General features: G+C 72.0%; 20 protein-coding genes, 1 pseudogene and 1 riboswitch. Of the genes and pseudogenes, 10 read left to right on the forward strand and 11 right to left on the reverse strand.

What is annotated here, in order from left to right:
- Position 1: 1 nt before the first annotated feature.
- Together ACIRPU_RS05475 and bioB are read right to left on the reverse strand one after the other, a co-directional pair.
- Complete coding sequence (locus ACIRPU_RS05475; protein WP_403862045.1) at positions 2–1,291, reverse strand: adenosylmethionine--8-amino-7-oxononanoate transaminase; 1,290 nt, start codon at positions 1,289–1,291, stop codon at positions 2–4.
- Positions 1,284–2,534 (reverse strand): biotin synthase BioB, encoded by a 1,251-nt coding sequence (gene bioB / locus ACIRPU_RS05480; protein ID WP_403862048.1) that lies wholly within the window; start codon positions 2,532–2,534, stop codon positions 1,284–1,286. The genes ACIRPU_RS05475 and bioB overlap by 8 nt, the downstream gene beginning before the upstream one ends.
- A gap of 147 nt (positions 2,535–2,681) precedes the next feature.
- Between bioB and ACIRPU_RS05485 the strand changes: the two genes are divergently transcribed.
- Positions 2,682–3,809 carry an 8-amino-7-oxononanoate synthase gene (locus ACIRPU_RS05485; RefSeq protein ID WP_403862051.1) on the forward strand — a complete coding sequence of 376 codons (1,128 nt, stop codon included), beginning with the start codon at positions 2,682–2,684 and terminating at the stop codon, positions 3,807–3,809.
- A 46-nt stretch (positions 3,810–3,855) separates the two neighbouring features.
- Here the strand turns inward: ACIRPU_RS05485 and ACIRPU_RS05490 are convergent, their stop codons facing one another.
- A complete protein-coding gene (locus ACIRPU_RS05490; RefSeq protein ID WP_384110590.1) occupies positions 3,856–4,098 on the reverse strand; it encodes a DUF397 domain-containing protein in 243 nt (80 codons plus the stop codon).
- A gap of 9 nt (positions 4,099–4,107) precedes the next feature.
- Entirely contained in the window at positions 4,108–4,968 is an 861-nt protein-coding gene (locus ACIRPU_RS05495; protein WP_355704583.1) for a helix-turn-helix transcriptional regulator, read from the reverse strand.
- Between the two features lie 213 nt (positions 4,969–5,181).
- Between ACIRPU_RS05495 and ACIRPU_RS05500 the strand changes: the two genes are divergently transcribed.
- Positions 5,182–5,664: an ATP-binding protein gene (locus ACIRPU_RS05500; RefSeq protein ID WP_403862055.1), complete on the forward strand. Its 483-nt coding sequence runs from the start codon at positions 5,182–5,184 to the stop codon at positions 5,662–5,664.
- A gap of 59 nt (positions 5,665–5,723) precedes the next feature.
- Here ACIRPU_RS05500 and ACIRPU_RS05505 read toward each other — a convergent pair whose 3' ends face one another.
- From ACIRPU_RS05505 to ACIRPU_RS05515, 3 genes are all read right to left on the reverse strand, one after another.
- Entirely contained in the window at positions 5,724–6,197 is a 474-nt protein-coding gene (locus ACIRPU_RS05505) for a C40 family peptidase (protein ID WP_171395903.1), read from the reverse strand.
- A gap of 3 nt (positions 6,198–6,200) precedes the next feature.
- A riboswitch (cyclic di-AMP (ydaO/yuaA leader) is annotated at positions 6,201–6,412 on the reverse strand.
- A gap of 341 nt (positions 6,413–6,753) precedes the next feature.
- Complete coding sequence (locus tag ACIRPU_RS05510; protein WP_355704581.1) at positions 6,754–7,059, reverse strand: hypothetical protein; 306 nt, start codon at positions 7,057–7,059, stop codon at positions 6,754–6,756.
- A 6-nt stretch (positions 7,060–7,065) separates the two neighbouring features.
- Positions 7,066–7,701 (reverse strand): ATP-dependent Clp protease proteolytic subunit, encoded by a 636-nt coding sequence (locus ACIRPU_RS05515; RefSeq protein ID WP_403862060.1) that lies wholly within the window; start codon positions 7,699–7,701, stop codon positions 7,066–7,068.
- Positions 7,702–7,775: 74 nt separating this feature from the next.
- On the opposite strand from ACIRPU_RS05515, the gene ACIRPU_RS05520 reads away from it, so the two are divergent.
- Entirely contained in the window at positions 7,776–8,054 is a 279-nt protein-coding gene (locus ACIRPU_RS05520) for a type II toxin-antitoxin system Phd/YefM family antitoxin (protein ID WP_355704579.1), read from the forward strand.
- 76 nt (positions 8,055–8,130) lie between these two features.
- Here the strand turns inward: ACIRPU_RS05520 and ACIRPU_RS05525 are convergent.
- Positions 8,131–8,525 (reverse strand): annotated as a pseudogene (locus tag ACIRPU_RS05525) (ABC transporter permease); the annotation flags it as partial.
- A 170-nt stretch (positions 8,526–8,695) separates the two neighbouring features.
- Here ACIRPU_RS05525 and ACIRPU_RS05530 point away from each other — a divergent pair.
- The 7 genes from ACIRPU_RS05530 (at position 8,696) to ACIRPU_RS05560 (ending at position 15,048) form a co-directional block, all read left to right on the forward strand.
- A complete protein-coding gene (locus ACIRPU_RS05530) occupies positions 8,696–8,998 on the forward strand; it encodes an urease subunit gamma (RefSeq protein WP_028808600.1) in 303 nt (100 codons plus the stop codon).
- A gap of 10 nt (positions 8,999–9,008) precedes the next feature.
- Positions 9,009–9,320: an urease subunit beta gene (locus ACIRPU_RS05535; RefSeq protein WP_384110576.1), complete on the forward strand. Its 312-nt coding sequence runs from the start codon at positions 9,009–9,011 to the stop codon at positions 9,318–9,320.
- Positions 9,313–11,034 (forward strand): urease subunit alpha, encoded by a 1,722-nt coding sequence (locus tag ACIRPU_RS05540; RefSeq protein ID WP_355704577.1) that lies wholly within the window; start codon positions 9,313–9,315, stop codon positions 11,032–11,034. Before ACIRPU_RS05535 ends, ACIRPU_RS05540 begins: the two co-directional genes overlap by 8 nt.
- Positions 11,035–11,068: 34 nt before the next feature.
- Positions 11,069–11,743 carry an urease accessory protein UreF gene (locus ACIRPU_RS05545; protein ID WP_403862065.1) on the forward strand — a complete coding sequence of 225 codons (675 nt, stop codon included), beginning with the start codon at positions 11,069–11,071 and terminating at the stop codon, positions 11,741–11,743.
- A gap of 148 nt (positions 11,744–11,891) precedes the next feature.
- Entirely contained in the window at positions 11,892–12,569 is a 678-nt protein-coding gene (gene ureG / locus ACIRPU_RS05550) for an urease accessory protein UreG (RefSeq protein ID WP_384110567.1), read from the forward strand.
- Between the two features lies 1 nt (position 12,570).
- Complete coding sequence (locus ACIRPU_RS05555; RefSeq protein WP_403862068.1) at positions 12,571–13,329, forward strand: urease accessory protein UreD; 759 nt, start codon at positions 12,571–12,573, stop codon at positions 13,327–13,329.
- 186 nt (positions 13,330–13,515) lie between these two features.
- Complete coding sequence (locus ACIRPU_RS05560; protein WP_403863522.1) at positions 13,516–15,048, forward strand: alpha/beta hydrolase; 1,533 nt, start codon at positions 13,516–13,518, stop codon at positions 15,046–15,048.
- An 87-nt stretch (positions 15,049–15,135) separates the two neighbouring features.
- On the opposite strand, the gene ACIRPU_RS05565 is transcribed toward ACIRPU_RS05560, so the two are convergent.
- The 3 genes from ACIRPU_RS05565 to ACIRPU_RS05575 form a co-directional block, all read right to left on the reverse strand.
- Entirely contained in the window at positions 15,136–15,873 is a 738-nt protein-coding gene (locus ACIRPU_RS05565) for a lysophospholipid acyltransferase family protein (RefSeq protein ID WP_385555204.1), read from the reverse strand.
- Between the two features lie 341 nt (positions 15,874–16,214).
- Complete coding sequence (locus ACIRPU_RS05570) at positions 16,215–17,468, reverse strand: PP2C family protein-serine/threonine phosphatase (protein WP_403862071.1); 1,254 nt, start codon at positions 17,466–17,468, stop codon at positions 16,215–16,217.
- A gap of 82 nt (positions 17,469–17,550) precedes the next feature.
- Positions 17,551–20,025 carry a SpoIIE family protein phosphatase gene (locus ACIRPU_RS05575; RefSeq protein WP_403862074.1) on the reverse strand — a complete coding sequence of 825 codons (2,475 nt, stop codon included), beginning with the start codon at positions 20,023–20,025 and terminating at the stop codon, positions 17,551–17,553.
- Positions 20,026–20,109 lie beyond the last annotated feature (84 nt).

The raw sequence follows: 20,109 nt of genomic DNA on the forward strand, positions 1-20,109 counted from the left end.
TTCATCCCTCCCGCGCCGCGGCGCACACCGCGCGCGCGATCCGTGCCACGTCCACGTCACCGGTGACGTACGGCGGCATCGTGTAGACCAGATCGCGGAACGGCCGCAGCCAGACGCCCTCGCGCACGGCGGCCCGGGTGGCGGCCGTCATGTCCACGGGGCGGTCGAGCTGGACGACGCCGATCGCGCCGAGGACCCGGACGTCCCGCACACCCGGGATCTCGGCAGCTTCCGCGAGACCCTCCCGCAGCCCCGCCTCGATCCGCTTGACCTCCGCGAGCCAGTCCTGACCGAGCAGCAGCTCGATCGAGGCGCAGGCGACGGCCGCGGCGAGCGGGTTGCCCATGAACGTCGGCCCATGGGCCAGGACCGGTACCTCGCCCCGCGAGATCCCGTCGGCCACCCGGGAGGTGCACAGCGTCGCGGCCATCGTCAGATAGCCGCCGGTCAACGCCTTGCCGACGCACATGACATCCGGCGTCACCGCGGCGTGCCCCGCCGCGAACAGCGCGCCCGTACGGCCGAACCCGGTCGCGATCTCGTCGAACACGAGCAGCACGTCGTGGGCGTCGCACGCCTCGCGCAGCACCCGCAGATACCCGGGGGAGTGGAACCGCATCCCGCCCGCGCCCTGCACCACCGGCTCCACGATGACCGCGGCCAGTTCGTCGGCGTGCCGCTCGATCGTCTCGCGCAGCAGGTCGGCGTACGCCTCCTCGAACTCCACCGGAGGCGCGTCCACGAAGACCTGTCGGGGCAGCACCCCGGTCCACAGGTCGTGCATCCCGCCCTCGGGGTCGCACACGGACATCGGCTGCCAGGTGTCGCCGTGGTAGCCGCCGCGCCAGGTCAGCAGGCGTCGCTTGGCCGGGCGGCCCAGCGAGCGCCAGTACTGGAGGCACATCTTCACCGCCACCTCGACCGACACCGAGCCGGAGTCGGCGAGGAAGACATGCTCCAGACCGTCGGGCGACATGTCGACAAGGAGCTTCGCCAGGCGTACGGCGGGCTCGTGGGTGAGCCCGCCGAACATCACATGACTCATCCGGCCCAGCTGCTCGCGCACGGCCTCGTTGAGCACCGGGTGGTTGTAGCCGTGGATCGCCGCCCACCAGGACGCCATGCCGTCGACCAGCTCACCCGAGCCGTCCGCCGGCCGTAGCCGTACCCCGCTCGCCGACTCCACGACGAGCGGTTCGACCCGGCCGGGCATCGGACCGTACGGATGCCACACGTGCCGCCGGTCGAGTTCCAGCAGCTCGGGCACCCCGAGCGGGGGCAGCTCAGGCATTGGGCGCGAGATCGGTACCGGCGCCACGGCGGCGTACGGCGACCAGGTCCGTACGGGCCTCGCCGACCGCCGCGGCCGGAGTCGGGGCCGACGCCGGTGTCGTCGACGCCGGGGCGGAGCCGCACACCCCGCCGCCCGCGTGCGAGCCGCATCCGGAGTCCTCGTGCGAGCCGCAGCCGCCCCCCTCGTGCGAGCCGCAGCCGCCCCCCTCGTGCGAGCCGCAGCCGCCGCCCGCCGTCGCCCGGTGCTCCGGCAGGGTGACCTGCTCCGCGCCCTCGACCTCGAAACCGGCGTCCGCGATCATCTCCAGGTCGGCCTTGCCGGCCTGGCCCTCGGTCGTGAGGTAGTCGCCCAGGAAGATCGAGTTGGCCAGGTGCAGGGCGAGCGGCTGCATCGTGCGCAGATGGACCTCACGACCGCCCGCGATGCGCACCTCGACGTCCGGGCAGACGAACCGCACCATCGCCAGGATGCGCAGGCAGCGCTGCGGGGTGAGGTTCCACTCCTTGGCGAGCGGGGTGCCCTCGACCGGGATGAGGAAGTTGACCGGCACGGAGTCCGGGTCCAGCTCCCGCAGCGAGAAGACGACGTCCACGAGGTCCTCGTCGGACTCGCCCATGCCGGCGATCAGGCCCGAGCACGCCGACAGGCCCGCCGCGTGCGCCTTCTGCACCGTGTCCACCCGGTCGGCGTACGTGTGCGTGGTCGTGATCTCCCCGTACGTGCCCTCGGAGGTGTTCAGGTTGTGGTTGTAGGCGTCCGCGCCCGCCTCGCGCAGCCGTTCGGCCTGGCCGTCGGAGAGCAGGCCCAGACAGGCGCAGACCTCGACGCCCTCGTTCTGGTCCTTGATCGCCTTGATGGTGCCGGCGACCCGGTCCACGTCACGGTCCGTCGGACCGCGCCCGGACGCCACCAGACAGACCCGTTTGGCCCCGCCCGCCAGCCCGGCCGCCGCCGCCTGCGAGGCCTCCTCCGGCTTGAGCCAGGTGTACTTCAGGATCCCGGCCGTCGAGCCGAGTCGCTGGGAGCAGTAGGAGCAGTCCTCGGGGCACAGCCCCGACTTGAGATTGACGAGGTAGTTGAGTTTCACCCGTCGCCCGAACCACTGCCGGCGCACCCGGCCGGCCGCGGCCACCACGTCCAGCACGTCGTCGTCGGAAGTGGCCAGCACGGCCAGAGCTTCCTCGCGGGTCGGCAGCTCGCGCCGAAGCCCCTTGTCCACCAGCGTGTTCAGCAGGTCCATGAGAGCCGATCCTGTCCTACGCACCCGCTCCGGGCCAAGGTAGGGATCACACAACACACCGGGTTCGACGTGTGGGTATTGCCACACCGTGGGTGGGCGGCCGGCCCGCTAGTGTCTGTCCGCTACCTACAAAAGCCCGGAGGACCCATGGCGTTCGGCTGGATCGACGAACAGGCGGAGCTGCGCCGCCGGGCCGGACTCGTACGGACGCTGCGGCCCCGCCCGGCCGACTCGCCGCTCCTCGACCTGGCGAGCAACGACTACCTGGGCCTCGCCCGCCATCCCGAGGTCACGGAGGGCGCCGCGGCGGCCGCCAGGACCTGGGGCGGCGGGGCGACCGGCTCCCGGCTCGTCACGGGCACCACCGAGCTGCACGCCGAGCTGGAGCGGGAGCTCGCGGAGCACTGCGGCTTCGAGGCGGCCCTCGTCTTCTCCTCCGGGTACGCGGCCAACCTGGCCGCGGTCACCGCGCTGGCCCCCCACGGCTCGCTCATCGTCTCCGACGCGGGCAACCACGCCTCGCTCATCGACGGCTGCCGGCTGGCCCGCGGCACGACCCAGGTCGTCGGGCACGCCGACCCGGACGCGGTGCGCAAGGCGCTCGGCACGCACGACGGCCCGGCCGTGGTCGTCTCCGACACGGTCTTCTCGGTCGACGGCGACGCCGCCCCGCTGGCCGCCCTGGCGGCCGCCTGCCGGGAGCACGGCGCCGGACTGGTCGTCGACGACGCCCACGGGCTCGGTGTGCTCGGGGACGGCGGGCAGGGCGCTCCCTACGCGGCGGGGCTGGCGGGCGCCGACGACGTCGTCGTCACGGTCACGCTGTCCAAGTCGCTGGGCAGCCAGGGCGGCGCCGTACTGGGGCCCGCGCGGGTGATCGAGCATCTGGTGAACGCGGCCCGGACGTTCATCTTCGACACCGGCCTGGCGCCGGCGGCGGCGGGCGCGGCGCTGGCGGCCCTCAGGCTGCTGCGCCGGGAGCCGCAGCGCGCGTCGCGCGCGCGTGCGGTGGCGGGCGAGCTGCACGCGCGCCTGACGGCCGCGGGTCTGGCAGCGGTGCGTCCGGACGCCGCGGTCGTCTCCGTGCGTGCGCCGTCCCCGGAGGGGGCCGTGCGCTGGGCGGCGGACTGCCGGTCGGCAGGCCTGGCCGTGGGCTGCTTCCGTCCTCCCTCCGTGCCCGACGGCATCTCGCGCCTCAGGCTGACCGCGCGTGCGGACCTCTCCGGGGCCGAGCTGGAACGCGCTGTACGGGTGATCGGCGAAACACGACCATGAGTCGGCGTGACACGGCCGTGGACCGCCTCTGACTACTGCGGTGCGGTCAGCGTGCCGGTGAGAACGCGGCCGTGAAGCCCGTCCAGCTCTCGGGGGAGAAGAGCAGGGCGGGTCCGGCCGGGTCCTTGGAGTCGCGTACGGCGAGCAGACCGGCCCAGGGGCCGGAGGCCGGCCGGGCGGTCTCCACGCAGTTGTTCGCTCCCGTGCTGTAGCTGCTGCGCAGCCACCGCACATCAGGGAGACGGTCGGGATCGGTACTGGAAGGTACGTTCCGCGGTGGTGCGGACATGGTGCCTCCTTACGCGCCGTCGGCTATCGCGGCGATGTAATCCGATGAGTCCCCGGGCGAAAGGGCGTGCGCCCGAAGGGCGTTGAAGGCCTCGGTGTAGGCCTGGAGGTCTTCTTTCCGTTCGAGATAGAGGCTACTCGTCAAGTGGTCGAGAACAACCACGTCCAGATCAGAAGTGCGCGAAAATGAGAAGATAACGAAAGGGCCGGTTACCCCGATATGCGCTCCGGCGGCGAACGGCAGTACCTGGAGCCGCACTTGGGGCAATCGGGCGGCTTCCACGAGCCGACCCAGCTGTCGCGCCATCACCTCGGGCCCGCCCACCTCCCGCCGCAGCACCGCCTCGTCCAGTACCGCGCACAGTTCCAGCGGCGGCTGCGCCCGCAGCACGTCCTGGCGGGCCAGCCGAACCTCCACCAGGGTGTCGAGCTGATCCTCGTCGCCCCCCTCCACGGCCGCCCTGGTCACCGCGCGTGCGTACTCGGGCGTCTGCAGCAGCCCCGGCACCACCGTCGTCTCCAGGGTGCGCATCGCGCTCGCCTGCGACTCCAGACTGATGAAGTCCCGGTAGGTGGGCGGCAGCACCCCGCGGTAGGCGTGCCACCAGTGGTCCCGGCCGCCACTGCCGTCGGCGCCGGCCAGCGCCAGCATCAGCTCCCGCAGTTGCTGATCCTCGACACCATAGGCGTCGAGGAGTAACCGCACATCGGCCGGTTTCGATCCACTGATACCGGTCTCTATACGGCTCACCTTGGACTGGTGCCAGCCCACGAGCCGGGCCGCCTCACCACTGGTGAGCCCGGCCTGGGCGCGCAGATTGCGCAGTTCGGCGCCCAGCTTTCGGCGGCGCACCGCGGGACCGTGCTGCATGGGTCCCTCCTTACTCCTATCGGGCCGACCAAATACGCTCTGCCGTCGCAGAGTTCACCGCATTGGGCGACAGATATATGCATATCTTGGTGGATCCCACCCGTGACCGGCGCGGTAATGGCAGTCTGGCGAAGAAGCACCAGTCCGGGACCGTACTCGAACCATCCGCACCGTGTCGGGCTCCCGGTCCCGTGGGAAAGGGACGACGTCGCCATGGCAGATCACCTGGAAGCATCCGTCACTCTGCCGAGCGATCCCGCCTCGGTCTCCACGGCCCGCGTCTTCGTGACCGGAGTCCTCGTGGAATGGGGCCTGCCCGCGGACGCGGAGACGGCCGACGCCATCCGGCTGATCGTCTCGGAACTCGCCACCAACGCCGTACAGCACACCTTCGGGCAGTCGCCCACCTTCACGGTGGGCCTGGTCCTCGAACGGGACGAACACCTGCGCGTGGGGGTCACCGACAGCCACCCGCGCTTCCCCAAACGACTGCCGGCCGCCGTCCAGCAGGACAACGGCCGAGGCATGGTGATCATTCGCTGGCTGACCGCTGAGTGCGGCGGCAAGCTGAGAGTGCGGCCCACCCGGGAGGGCGGCAAGACGGTCACCGTCGAGCTCCCGTGGGCCGTCCCGGCGGCGGAGCCGGTGGCCGGGGCTCTGACGGCTCCGGCGGAGGGTGAGCTCCCGGGGCGGTGAAGGCGCGTCAGGACGCCCCCACCGCCCCGGGAAAACCAGCCCGTGACCCTGAGAGGGCCCTAGCGGACCCGCCCGTACCAGACGCTCTTGGTCCAGATCTTCTGGAGCTTCACCACGTCGCCGGTCTTCGGCGAGTGCCAGATCTTGCCCTTACCCGCGTAGATCCCGACGTGGTACACGTTCGAGCCCGAGTGGAAGAACACGAGGTCGCCCGCCTTGCGGCTCGACGACGAGATGTGCTTCGTCTTGTTGTACTGCTGGGCCGCCGTCCGAGGCAGGCTCTTGCCCGCCTTCTTGAACGAGTACAGCGTGAGCCCGGAGCAGTCGAACCTCTTCGGTCCGGTGGCCCCGTACTTGTACGGAGCACCTTTCTTGGAGGCCGCGATCTGGAGCGCCTTCGTCGCCGGTGTGGCGGCCGCGGCGTCGGGGGCGAGCCCCGGGACCACGACCGAGCCGCCCACGGCGGCGATGGCGAAAGCCGAGGCCGTACCGGCCCGGGCCATGAGCGACGGGACACGATTGAGCGCAGTCATGCGCAACCCTTCGTCAGCCGCCTGTGAAGGATGACCTGTCGGATTCGGGCTGGCGAAGTTGCCCGGCCGCTGCTGCGGCTTCACCCCAAGGGCTGCTCGGTCCGGTCATGGCGTGACCGTTCCGGCGACCCGTCATGCTTGGGTCCTCCACTCCTGCCGATGCACTCCTGTCGACCGGTCATCCGGGAGGCGGCAGGACTCGGCGTCCGCCCGGACCGCCCCGCCGCTTGTGGCGGGGGCTTGTCGTCAGTCAGGGATCTTGGCTCACCGATGTCCGAAAATCCCAACGGAACCGGGGATTTGTGGGGTTACTCACCACTCACCCGTTCGGGTGAACACTCTGATGGACGATCAGGTGCCGGGCCGCCTCAGGGGCTCCCACCAGCGGTGACGCCTCCCGTTCCGCCCCAAGTGCGCCCTTTTGCGCAACCTCTGGGCGTCTGGGGGAACAGTAGACGTTCTGCCGAACGGGGGTACGCCTTCTGGGTCGTTTCGACTCCGGTCCGGTCGTCACGTCCTGGGCGTGCCGGGTCCGGACCGGGGTCGGCCGGTCGGCTCAACCGTCGGCGAGCGGGGGCAGCGTGACCCGCGCGGTGCGGCGCTCCCCGTCCAGGACGCGCAGCGCCCGCGCGAGCGTCGGCGCGTGCAGCTCGCTCTCGCCCCGCTGGTGCATCAGCGTCAGCGCGTCGCGCAGCGCGGTCGCCTTGGTCACCAGCGCCTGGGCGGCGCGCAGTCCGCGGTAGGTGTCGCCGTGGTGGGCGGGATTGATCCGGCCGAGCATGTCGACCACGTCGAGGTATCCGTCGATCAGCTCGGCCTCCGCGCGGGTCAGCGCGGGCAGCGGCGGCAGCTCGGGCACCATCGGCGGTCACCTCCCGCCGGGGGCGTCGGCCGAGGCCTTGCGGCCCGTGACGATCCCGTCCACCAGGCCGTACTCCAGGGCCTCCTGGGCGGTGAGGAAGGTGTCCCGCTCGATGTCCGCCGTCACCTGCTCCGGGGTCCGCCCGGTGTGCCGTACGAGCATCTCCTCCAGGCTCGCGCGGGTGCGGGCCAGTTCCTCGGCCTGGATGGCCAGATCGCTCGCCTGTCCCTGGAAGGGCTCGGGCAGGGACGGCTGGCGGATCGTCATCCGCGCGCCCGGCAGCGCGTACCGCTTGCCGGGCGTGCCCGCCGCCAGGAGCACCGCCGCGGTCGAGCCCGCCTGACCCAGGCAGATGGTCTCCACGTCGCACGTGACGTACCGGATCGTGTCGTAGAGGGCCGTCATCGCGCTGAAGGAGCCGCCGGGGGAGTTGATGTACAGCGCGATGTCCCGGTCCGGGTCCTTGTGCTCGAGGTACATGAACTGGGCCGTCACGTCGTTCGCCGAGATGTCGTCGATCGGCGTCCCCAGGAAGAGGATCCGCTCCTCCAGCAGCTTCGCGTACGGATCCATGGTCCGGTGCCCGAAGCTCGTGCGCTCGGTGAACTCGGGCAGGACATGACGGGCGGACGGTCGGTACATCGGAGCCCCCTCCTTCAACGTCTGACGGTATCTGTAAAAAATGTACAGGACGTACGTGACGTTAGAATGGGGTCATGGCCTACGAGATTCCGGTGACGCAAGCCAGGGCTGAACTCGCCGACCTGATCAACCGCGTGGTGTACGGCGGTGAGCGGGTCGTCGTGACACGCCACGGCAAGCCTCTGGTCGCCCTCGTCTCCGCCGCTGACCTGGAGCGACTCGACGCACTCGACAAGGCCGCGGAGGAGCCGGTGATCAGCTCGGTCACCACGGTGCGCGAGGTCGCGTCCGCCCCTCGCGAACAGCACCGGTTCGGGGTCACGGCGGAGTACCGGGGATCGAATCCGTCGTAGGGCGGCACGGAGCGTGGGCGGGGCCCGAGAGCCGTAGGCCCCCGAAAGGCCGTGCACGGCCCCGGCGCCGGGGGTGCGCGGCCCCGTGCCCGACCAGGGCGGCGGCGCCGACCGGCGCGATCACCCCACGGACCCCGCGCGGGCCCGGCAGCGACGCCACCGCGCCCGCCGTGATCCCGGCGAGGGCCGGCGGCAGCACGCTCGTGCCGAGGGCCGCACCGCGCGGGTCGGCGGCCGGAGCCGCCACCACGTCCACCGTCGTCACCCGGGCGGCCGAGGCGGCCGCCGGCTGGGCGACCGCCTGCTGGAGCGGCTGGGCGACCAGTGGGCTCGCGGCCGAGGCGGTCAGCGGCTGGGCCCCTCGGCCGTGACGACCACCGCGCCGTATACGGTCCGGTCCTCGACGGCGTAGCGGTCGATCCGGAAGGCGCCCTCGTGCCGGGTCGGTCGCTTCCCTCGTCCGGCAGTCGCTGTTCGGCCCCGCCCCGGTCGAGGTGCTGCGGGCCTGAATCGATCACAGCTCGGTTAACTTGCTCGAAATGCGGTCCAACTAGCCTGCCGATCCATGCCACCAGGGTCTTTTCCCCGTGGCCGCGGCAACCGGGCCCCGCACGGTCCGGAGCGAGGATGTGAGGTGGGACGTGCAACTGACCCCGCACGAGCAGGAGAGGCTGCTGATCCACGTGGCGGCCGACGTCGCCGAGAAGCGCCGGGCCCGCGGGCTCAGGCTCAATCACCCGGAGGCCGTGGCTCTCATCACGTCGCACATCCTCGAAGGCGCGCGTGACGGCCGTACGGTGGCCGAGCTCATGTCCTCCGGCCGCAAGCTGCTCACCCGCGACGACGTCATGGAGGGCATCCCGGAGATGATCCACGACGTCCAGGTCGAGGCCACCTTCCCGGACGGCACCAAGCTCGTCACCGTCCACGACCCGATCGTCTGAGGGGGCCTCGATGATTCCCGGAGAGATCCTGTTCGCCGCGGACCCGGTCGTCTACAACGAGGGCCGCGAGGTCACCCGGCTCACCGTCCTCAACGCCGCCGACCGGCCCGTGCAGGTCGGCTCCCACTACCACTTCGCCGAGGCCAACCCCGGCCTGGAGTTCGACCGCGCCGCCGCGCACGGCCGACGGCTGAACGTCGCCGCCGGCACCGCGGTGCGCTTCGAGCCCGGGATCCCCGTCGACGTCGAACTCGTCCCCCTCGCCGGCGCCCGGGTCGTGCCCGGTCTGCGCGGGGAGACCGGAGGTGCCCTCGATGCCTGAGATCTCGCGTGCCGCGTACGCCGACCTGTTCGGCCCGACGACCGGCGACCGTATCCGACTCGCCGACACCGATCTGTTGATCGAGATCGAGGAGGACCGCTGCGGCGGCCCCGGACTCGCCGGTGACGAGGCGGTCTTCGGCGGCGGCAAGGTCATCCGTGAGTCCATGGGGCAGTCCCGCGCCACGCGCGCGGACGGCACGCCCGACACCGTCATCACGGGCGCGGTCGTCGTCGACCACTGGGGGGTGGTGAAGGCCGACGTCGGCATCCGCGACGGGCGGATCACCGGCATCGGCAAGGCCGGCAACCCCGACACGATGGACGGCGTCCACCCGGACCTGGTCATCGGCCCGGAGACCGAGATCATCGCCGGCAACGGACGGATCCTCACGGCCGGCGCGGTCGACGCGCACGTCCACTTCATCTGCCCGCAGATCGCCGACGAGGCGCTTTCCGCCGGCGTCACGACACTGGTCGGCGGCGGCACCGGGCCGGCCGAAGGGTCGAAGGCGACCACCGTCACGCCCGGCCCCTGGCACCTCGCGCGGATGCTGGAGGCGATGGAGCAGTACCCGCTGAACATCGGCTTCCTCGGCAAGGGCAACACCGTCTCGCAGGACGCGATGCTGTCGCAGATCCGGGGCGGGGCGCTCGGCCTGAAGCTGCACGAGGACTGGGGCTCGACGCCGGCCGTCATCGACGCCTCGCTGACCGTCGCCGACCGGACGGGCATCCAGGTCGCGATCCACACGGACACCCTCAACGAGGCCGGGTTCGTCGGCGACACGCTCGCCGCGATCGCCGGACGCGGCATCCACGCCTACCACACCGAGGGTGCGGGCGGCGGGCACGCGCCGGACATCATGACCGTGGTCTCCGAGCCGCACGTGCTGCCGAGCTCGACCAACCCGACACGGCCGTACACGGTGAACACCGCCGAGGAACACCTCGACATGCTGATGGTGTGCCATCACCTCAACCCGGCGGTACCCGAGGACCTGGCGTTCGCCGAGTCGCGCATCCGGCCGTCGACGATCGGGGCCGAGGACGTCCTGCACGACCTCGGGGCGATCTCGATCATCTCCTCCGACGCACAGGCCATGGGCCGGGTCGGCGAGGTCATCCTGCGGACCTGGCAGACGGCGCACGTCATGAAGCGGCGTCGGGGCTCCCTGCCGGGCGACGGCCGGGCGGACAACCACCGGGTGCGCCGCTACATCGCCAAGTACACGATCAACCCCGCGCTGGCTCAGGGCCTGGCCCGCGAGATCGGCTCGGTCGAGGGCGGCAAGCTCGCCGACCTGGTGCTGTGGGAGCCGGCGTTCTTCGGCGTCAAGCCGCACCTCGTCATCAAGGGCGGGCAGATCGCGTACGCGCAGATGGGCGACGCCAACGCCTCGATCCCGACGCCGCAGCCGATCCTGCCGCGTCCGATGTACGGCGCGATCGGCCGGGCACCCGCGTCCAACTCGTTCAACTTCGTGGCGCCGCTCGCGATCGAGGACGGGCTGCCGGAGCGTCTGCAGCTGGGCAAGAAGTTCCTCGCCATCGACTCCACGCGGGGTGTGACCAAGGCGGACATGCGGGAGAACGACGCCCGGCCGCGCGTCCAGGTCGACCCCGACAGTTTCGCCGTGCACATCGACGGGGAGCTGGTCGAGGCGACGCCGGCCGCCGAACTGCCCATGGCGCAGCGCTACTTCCTGTTCTGACGCCGATGCCGATCTCTGTTCTGAGGACGTCGATGTGACAAGGGCAGCACTGCTCGTCCTGGCCGACGGCCGCTTCCCCGCCGGAGGACACGCGCACTCCGGCGGGGCGGAGGAGGCCGTCAAGGCGGGACGGATCACGGGCGCGACGAGCCTGGAGGCCTTCCTCCGCGGAAGGCTGCACACCACGGGACTGGTGACGGCGGCGCTGGCGGCCGCCGCCGCGGCCGGGGCCGACCCGGCGGAGCTGGACGCGGCGGCGGACGCCCGCACCCCGTCCCCCGCGCTGCGGCTGACCGCCAGGAAACTGGGCCGGCAACTGATGCGGGCCGCCCGGGCGGCCTGGCCCAGCGCCGAACTCGACGCCCTGGCCGGGGAGTTCCCCAAGGGGGCCCATCAGCCGGTGGTGTTGGGGCTGACGGCGCGGGCGGCCGGGCTCGGGGCGGAGGACGCGGCGTACTGCTCGGTCTACGAGAGCGTGAGCGGACCGGCGACGGCCGTGGTGCGGCTGCTGAGCCTCGACCCGTTCGAGGCCACGGCGGTGCTGGCGCGGCTGGCGCCGGAGCTGGACCGGGTGGTCGACCGGGCGGTGTCCTGCGGGGCCGCGGTGCCGACGAAGGGCGTCGACGTGTTGCCGGCGGCTTCGGCGCCGCTGCTGGAGATCGGGGCGGAGGTGCATGCCGGCTGGCCGGTGCGGTTGTTCGCCTCGTGAGGGGTCTCGCCCCCGCCGCCCTTTCCCGTTCCCGACCCTGGGGGCGCTGCCCCCAGACCCCCAGACCCCCTCTTTCGGCCCTGGACGGGCCTCGTCCTCAAGCGCCGGACGGGCTGAGTTGACCCGGACCGGCTGAACAGGAGCCGTTGTGCATCTTGACCACTCCCACCTTGGACCCGCCGCCGTCGGCGCCGACGCGCGTCGGACGGACGGTTCGCGCCGCGCCCTGCGTATCGGGCTCGGCGGTCCCGTCGGTTCCGGCAAGACCGCGACCGTCGCGGCTCTCTGCCGGGCCCTGCGTGACGAACTGTCCCTCGCTGTCGTCACCAACGACATCTACACCCGGGAGGACGCCGAGTTCCTGCTGCGGGAGGCCGTGCTGCCGCCCGAGCGGATCACCGCCGTCGAGACGGGCGCCTGTCCGCACACCGCGATCCGGGACGACATCTCCGCCAACCTCGAGGCCGTGGAGGATCTGGAGGACGAGGTCGGGCCGCTGGACCTGATCCTCGTCGAGTCCGGCGGGGACAACCTCACCGCGACCTTCTCCAAGGGCCTCGTGGACGCGCAGATCTTCGTCATCGACGTCGCCGGCGGGGACGACATCCCGCGCAAGGGCGGGCCCGGTGTCACCACCGCCGATCTGCTCGTCGTCAACAAGACCGACCTCGCACCGTACGTCGGCTCCGACCTCGCCCGGATGGCCGCCGACGCCAAGGCCCAGCGGGCCGAACTTCCGGTCGTCTTCCAGTCGTTGCGGAGCGAGGGCGGTGTCACGGACGTCGCCGCGTGGGTGCGGGCCCAGTTCACGGCCTGGACGGCGTGACATGAGCGGAGTGCGCGCCACCGCGCGGATCGGGGCGAGGGCCGACGGACGCGGCGGGACCTCCCTGCCCGTCCTGGAGAGCGACGGACCGCTCGCCCTGCGGCGCACCCGGGGCGCCGACGGCGAGGCACGCGTCATGCTCGTCGGCGCGATGAGCGGGCCTCTCGGCGGTGACCGCTTCGCCGTCGAGGCCGACGTCGGGAGCGGCGCCCGGCTGCACGTCGGTTCGGCCGCCGCGACCATCGCCCTGCCCGGGCAGGCGAAGGACGAAGCCCACTACGACGTACGCCTCACGGTCGCCGACGGCGGCGAACTGCGCTGGCTGCCCGAGCAGTTGATCTCGGCCAAGGGGAGCGAACTGTTCGTCGCCACGCGGGTCGAGCTCGGGGCCGACGCCCGGCTGGTGCTGCGCGAGGAGCAGGTGCTCGGCCGGGTGGGGGAGGAGCCGGGGAGGCTGACCAGCCGACTCACCGTGCGGGTCGCCGGGCGAGTCGTCGTCGATCAGGAACTGGCCTGCGGGCCCGGCGCGCCCGGTGGCTGGGATGGGCCCGCCGTCCTCGCGGGGTATCGTGCCGTGGGTCAACTCGTCGTCGTACGGCCGGAGTTCCTCGAGACGCCGGCGGTGGCCCGGAGCGTCGGCGAGCACGCCAGGGTCATGCCGCTGGCCGGGCCCGCCGCTCTCGTCACCGCCGTCGCGCCCGACGCGCTGCGGCTGCGGCGGGCGTTGGACGAGGCGCTCGCCGATGTCGACATCCGGTGAGCGGTACATCACTTTCCGGTTATCGGATTGGCAAAGAAGGTCAACGACACCTTTTCTCAGGTACCTCATAGCCGCGAGGATCCCCCTGCCGCCATCACCAGGTAGGGGAGTTCCCACTTGAAGGACATACGACCGAACAAGCGCACCACGGCGCTCGGCTCGGCCGGCGTACTCGTCGCCGCGACGATGCTCGCCGGCGCTTTCGCGGCGCCCACGGCCAGCGCGACCAGCGGCCGTCCAAGCCAGGACCGGGAGGCGCGTGGCGCCGCGATCGCCGCGGAGCGCGCCGGGAAGGCCGGCGTCGACTGGCAGGACTGCCCCGCCGACTGGGGCCTGGAGAAGCCGATCCAGTGCGGCTGGGTCACCGTGCCGCTCGACTACGCGAAGCCCAACGGCAAGCAGATCAAGCTCGCCGTCGACCGCATCGGCAACACGGGCACGGCCGCGGAGCGCCAGGGCGCGCTCGTCTACAACCCCGGTGGCCCCGGCGGCTCGGGCCTGCGCTTCCCGCGCCGTGTCACCACCAAGGCACCCGTCTGGACCAACGTGGCGAGGGCCTACGACTTCGTGGGCTTCGACCCGCGCGGTGTCGGCCACTCCGCGCCCATCTCCTGCATCGACCCGCAGGAGTTCGTCAAGGCGCCGAAGGCCGACCCGGTCCCGGACGGCGAGGCCGACAAGCTCGCGCAGATCAAGCTCGCCCGTGAGTACGCGGACGGGTGCGCCGAGCGCAGCGGCAAGGCCGTGCTGGCGCAGATGACCACCCCGAACACCGTCCGCGACCTGGACGTCATCCGGGCGGCCCTGGGCGAGAAGAAGCTCAACTTCCTGGGCGTCTCCTACGGCACCTACATCGGCGCCGTCTACGGCACCATGTTCCCCGGCCACCTGCGCCGCATGATCGTCGACAGCGTGGTCAACCCCTCCCGCGAGAAGATCTGGTACGAGGCCAACCTCGACCAGGACGTCGCCTTCGAGGGCCGCTGGAAGGACTGGCAGGACTGGGTCGCCGCCAACGACGCGACCTTCCACCTCGGCACCACCCGCGCCGCCGTCCAGGCCAAGTGGCTCGAACTGCGGGCCACCGCGAAGAAGAACCCCATCGGCGGGATCGTCGGCCCGGCCGAGCTGATCTCCTTCTTCCAGAGCGCCCCGTACTACGACTCCTCGTGGATCCCGGTCGCCACGGTCTTCAGCAAGTACTTCGCGGGAGACACCCAGGCGCTCGTCGACGCGGCCGCGCCGGACCTGACCGACACGGCCGGCAACATCTCCTCGGAGAACGGCAACGCCGTCTACACCGCCGTCGAGTGCACCGACGCCAAGTGGCCCACCAGCTGGCGGAAGTGGAACAGCGACAACACGCGGCTCAACAAGGACTACCCGTTCATGACGTGGGCCAACGCGTGGATGAACCTGCCGTGCGCCTACTGGCCGGTCAAGCAGCAGACGCCGGTGGACGTCAAGGCCCACAAGGGCCTGCCGCAGGTGCTCATCGTGCAGTCCACGGATGACGCGGCCACCCCGTACGACGGTGCCGTCGAACTGCACAAGCGCTTCAAGGGATCCCGTCTGATCACCGAGAAGGACGCCGGCTCCCACGGAGTGACCAGCCTGGTGAACACCTGCATCAACGCGCGGGTGGACGCCTACCTCCTCACCGGCAAGCTGGACACCGCGGACGTGACCTGCGCGCCGCACGCCACGCCCAAGCCGTAGCACCGCCTGAGCGACAGCGAAGGGCGGCCGGAGCGATCCGGCCGCCCTTTCAGGCGTCTTGACGAAGCGTCAGCCGGCGACGGAACGTCAACGCGACGGCAGGCGTGGGAACTTGCGCTCCCGCTCCGCCTTGGCCGCCTTGGCGGCCGCCTGCGCCTCCGCCTTGGCGACGGCGGCGTACTGGTCCACGTACTCCTGCTCGGACAGCGTCAGGATCGCGTACATGATCTCGTCGGTGATCGCGCGCAGCACCGCCTTCTCGTTCTCCATGCCGAGGTAGCGGGAGAAGTCGAGGGGCTTGCCGAAGCGGATCGCCACGGGGTGCAGGGTCGGGATCACCTTGCCGGGCGGCTGTGCCTCGAAGGTGCCGATCATCGCGCAGGGGATGACGGGGACCTGAGCCCTGAGCGCCATCACGGCCACCCCGACCTTGCCCTTGTACAGGCGGCCGTCGTGGGAGCGGGTGCCCTCCGGGTAGATACCGAGCAGTTCGTCCTTGCTCAGCACGCCGAGGCCCTCGCGGATCGCGGCCTGGCCGGCCTCCTTGCCGGAGCGGTCGACCGGGATCTGGCCCGCGCTGCGGAAGAAGGCGGCGGTCAGCCGGCCCTTGATGCCGGGACCCGTGAAGTACTCGGCCTTCGCGAGGAAGGTGATGCGGCGCTTGAGGATCGCGGGCATCAGGAAGTGGTCCGAGAACGACAGATGGTTCCCGGCGACGATCGCCGGACCCGACTCCGGTACGTGCTCGAGGCCTTCGATCCGAGGTCGGAAGACCAGTCTCAGCAGGGGGCCCAGCAAGACGTACTTGAGCACGTAGTAGAACAAGGGGTCGCTCCTCACTCCGGCGGATCGGCGGGATGGCCGCCTGACCAGGGTGCTGCTCCTGGACGGTGCGCAGCAAGCCGCAGGGAGCCGCGGGCAGCGATCGTGCCGCCGTCGGGAGGCGCCCGCGGCGCTTTTTCGTCGAATCTCCACGGATCTTGCCGCAACCGTGTCGTTCCCACATCCACCGAGGGTGAGACGTCGCAGATGTCGCACCGCTTTCGATGGATCTTCATCAACTTGTCACCTGCCCCGCGTCCTTGACCCTTCCGGACGCGGGCACGCGCCCCCCGCCGCCGGATTTCCACGGCGTCCCGCTGCCCGGCGTCGGCCGGCGGCGGCACTCACAGCCGCACGATCACCAGCGCCGTGTCGTCGGTCGCGCCGCCGGGCGGCAGCAGCTCCAGCAGGACGGCGTCGGCGAGGGACTCCGGGTCCGCCTCCCGGTGGCGCGCGAGGGAGTCGGCGAGGCGGGCGAGACCCGTGTCGATGTCCTCGTGCCGCCGTTCCACGAGTCCGTCGGTGTACAGGGCGAGGGTGGCGCCGATTTCGTAGGCGGTGCGTGCCTGGGGCCGGCGGACCGGCGTGGGCCGGGCGTCGAGCGGGGGGTCGGTGGCCCGGTCGAGGAACTCCACCCGGCCGTCGATGTGGACGAGCACGGGCGGCGGGTGCCCGGCGCTGCTGTAGGTGATGGTGCGGTGGTCGAAGTCGATGAACGTGGTGACCGCGGTGGCCGACTCGGCGCCGTCCACGACGTGCGCGTACCGCCCGAGGACGTTCAGCGCCTCGGCCGGGCCCGCGGCGACCCGGGAGGTGGCGCTGAGCGCGCTGCGCAGTTGGCCCATCACCCCGGCGGCCGCCAGACCGTGCCCGACGACGTCGCCGACCGATACGCCGATGCGGTTGCCGCCGACGAGGTCCACCAGGTCGTACCAGTCCCCGCACACGTTGAGCGCGCCGACCGCCGGCCGGTAGCGCACGGCGGCCCGGTGGTGTCCGACCTGCCGGCCGGCCGGCAGCATCGCCTCCTGAAGGGCGAGGGCCACCTCGCGCTCACGGGCGTGCGCCAGCCGCAGTCGCTCGTTGAGCTCCTGGAGCTCACGGGCGCGGGTGTACAGCTCGGCCTCCAGGACGCGGCCCCTGCTGCCCGCCCGCGCTCCGTTCCCGCCCGCCCCGCGGCCGCCGCGGGCCCGGATCAGCTCGGTGACCTCCTCGACCCGGTGCACCAGCAGCACCACCGAGCCGTCCCGTCCGTGCACGGGCGCGTTGACGGGGCTCCAGTAGCGCTCGTCCCACTCGCCCGGCCGCTCGCCCGACTCGACGTCGTAGCGCTGGAGCGCCATGGCCTCCCGCTCGCCGGTGGTCAGCACCCGGTGCAGCGAGGCCGCCAGGTTGCGCATGCCGCTCGCGGCGCCGTCGTTCGGATTGTCGGGGAAGACCTCGAAGAGGTGCCGGCCGACCAACTGCTCGCGTGTGCGGCCGGTCATCCGCAGGAACTCCCTGTTGGCGTCCGCGTACACCAGCTCGGGCGTCAGGAGTGCCACCATGCCCGGCAGCGCCTGGAACACCGCCGCGTAGTCGATCACCGTGTCGTTCATGGCCGCGCCCCATCCGCCGGTCTTGCATCATTTTCTCATGTGATGTGATGAATGAGGTGGATGAGTCGCGCCGCGGAGCCGGTCACACGCCGGGATCGGTGAGTGACTGCTCGGCCCAGATGATCTTGCCCTCGGAGAGAAAACGGGTGCCCCACCGCTGGGTGACCTGCGAGACCAGCAGCAGCCCGCGACCGCCCTCGTCGGTGGTGCGCGGATGGCGCAGATGCGGGGCGGTGGCGCCGCCGTCGAAGACCTCGCAGACCAGGGTGCGCTCGCGGATCAGCCGCAGCCGGATCGGTCCGGTGGCGTACCGGATGGCGTTGGTGACCAGCTCGCTCACGACCAGCTCGGTGGTGAACGACAGCTCCGTCAGACCCCACTCCGCCAGCCGGCGGCTCGCGGTCTTGCGGGCCTGGGCCACCGCCGCCGGGTCGGCGGGCAGCTCCCAGTCGGCGACCCGGTCGGCGGCCAGCCGGCGGGTCCGGGCCATCAGCAGGGCCACGTCGTCGTAAGGGCGGGCCGGGACCAGCGCGTCGATGACCGTCCCGCAGCGCAGCTCGAGCGTGTCCGCCGACTGCTCCAGGGCCTGCCGCAGCCGTTCCCGGTCGGTGTCCAGCGCCCACCGCTCGCCCCGGGCCAGCAGACCGTCCGTGTGCAACGCGAGCGTGCTGCCCTCCGGCAGGGTCACCTCGGCCGACTCGAAGGGCGGCCCGCCCGCGCCGAGCGGAGGGCCCTGGGGCAGTTCGAGGAACGTGACGCTGCCGTCGGGCAGGACCACGGCCGGGGCGGGGTGCCCGGCCGCGGCCATCACGCAGCGCCCGTCGACGGGGTCGTAGACGACGTACACGCACGCGGCGCCCACCGTCTGGGCGCCGCCCCTGCGTGGATCCGGCGGCCCCTGCGGCTCCGTCTCCGCCGCCACGCCCTCCTCGTCGTCCATGCGGCTGACCAGGTCGTCGAGGTGCCCGAGGATCTCCTCGGGCGGCAGGTCGAGGGCGGCCAGGGTGCGCACGGCGGTCCGTACGCGGCCCATGGCCGCGGCGGCGTCGATGCCGTGCCCGGGCACCTCGCCGACGACCAGCGCCACCCGCGCGCCCGAGAGCGGGATCAGGTCGTACCAGTCGCCGCCGAGGCCGGTCAGCTCGTCGGCCGGCCGGTAGCAGGCGGCCACCTCGACCGCGTCCTGCTCGGGCAGCCGGCGGGGGAGCAGATTGCGCTGGAGCACCAGGGCCGCGTCGCGCTCGCGGGTGTAGCGGCGGGCGTTGTCCACGCAGACGGCCGCCCGGGAGACGAGGTCCTCGGCGAGGACCAGGTCGTCCTCGCTGAAGGGCTCGTGCCGGTGCTGCCGCAGGAACGTGGTCACGCCGAGAGTGACGCCGCGCGCCCGGACCGGCACGATCAGGGCGCTGGGGGCCTCGGACCCGGCGGGCAGACCCGCGACCCACTCCTCGGTGAGCGGATCGAGCGGGTCGAGCGGATCGAGGCGTTCGACCCGCCAGGGTCGGCCGCCGGCCAGACAGCGCACCGCGGGTGAGCCGGCCCGGTGCACGACCTCGCGGGTGCCGGTCGCGTCCCAGGGATCTCCGGTCGCCCGCCGTCCCGCCCTGCGCAGCGTGACGGAGTCGTCCGCGCCGTCCCTCGCCTGGTCGGGCGTGGGCTCCGCGCCCCGCAGCACCGGCTCCAGCAGATCCACGGTGACGAGGTCGGCGAACCCCGGCACCGCCACGTCCGCCAGCTCCTGAGCGGTCCGGGCGATGTCCAGGCTGCGGCCGATGCGCCGCCCGGCCCGGTCGAGCAGGGCGAGCCGCTGCCGGGCGCGGTGCCGCTCGGTCATGTCCACGACCGTGTAGTAGACGCCCATCGGGGCGCCGTGCTCGTCGTCCAGGCGGGTGAACGACAGCATGTGCGCCGTCTCGCGGTGCGGTGCCGCCCTGACCCGCCCCACGAGCTCGTAACCGACGACGGGTTCGCCGGTCGCCAGCACCCGCCGCATCTGTGCCTCGATCGCCTCGGAGTTCAGACCCGGCTGGACCTCGGCCAGCCGCAGCCCCAGCCGGCTCTGGGGCGGACCGCCGCCGAACCGGGTCAGGGCCGCGTTCGACCACACGAAACGCAGGTCGGTGTCGACCATCGCGATGCCGATCGGCGAGCCGCCGATCATCCGCTCCAGCACCGCGCGGCTCATGTCCCAGCCGGGGGCGTCGGCCATCTCGTTCAGCAGGACCAGCCAGCGCGCGCTGCCGCCGGGCTCGTCGGCCGAGGTGAACCGCGCCATGACGGGCACCGGCCGCCCGTCCCGGCGGCGGGCGGTCAGCAGTCCCGCCCAGCCGCCGTCCCGACGGCAGCGGTCCATGACGTACGCGAGCCGTCCGCTGTCCCCGAGGGCGAGCACCCCGGCCAGGTCCCTGCCCACCGCCTCGGCGGCCGGACACCCGAGCAACCGCTCGGCGTCCCGGGTCCAGCTCGTCACCACCCCCCGCGTGTCGAGCAGCAGGGGGGCGGTGTCCGCCACGTCGAACCACCGGCGGGCAACGTCGTCCTCGTCGTGTGCGCCCACGGCCGACCTCTCTGTCGCTGAGAGTGGTCTACCACCTCCTGACTCAATCTTCACCCTGCCTGTACGACAGCGGCCGAGCCACCC

This window comes from Streptomyces sp. NPDC102259, from assembly GCF_044766465.1.
Taxonomy (GTDB): Bacteria; Actinomycetota; Actinomycetes; order Streptomycetales; family Streptomycetaceae; genus Streptomyces.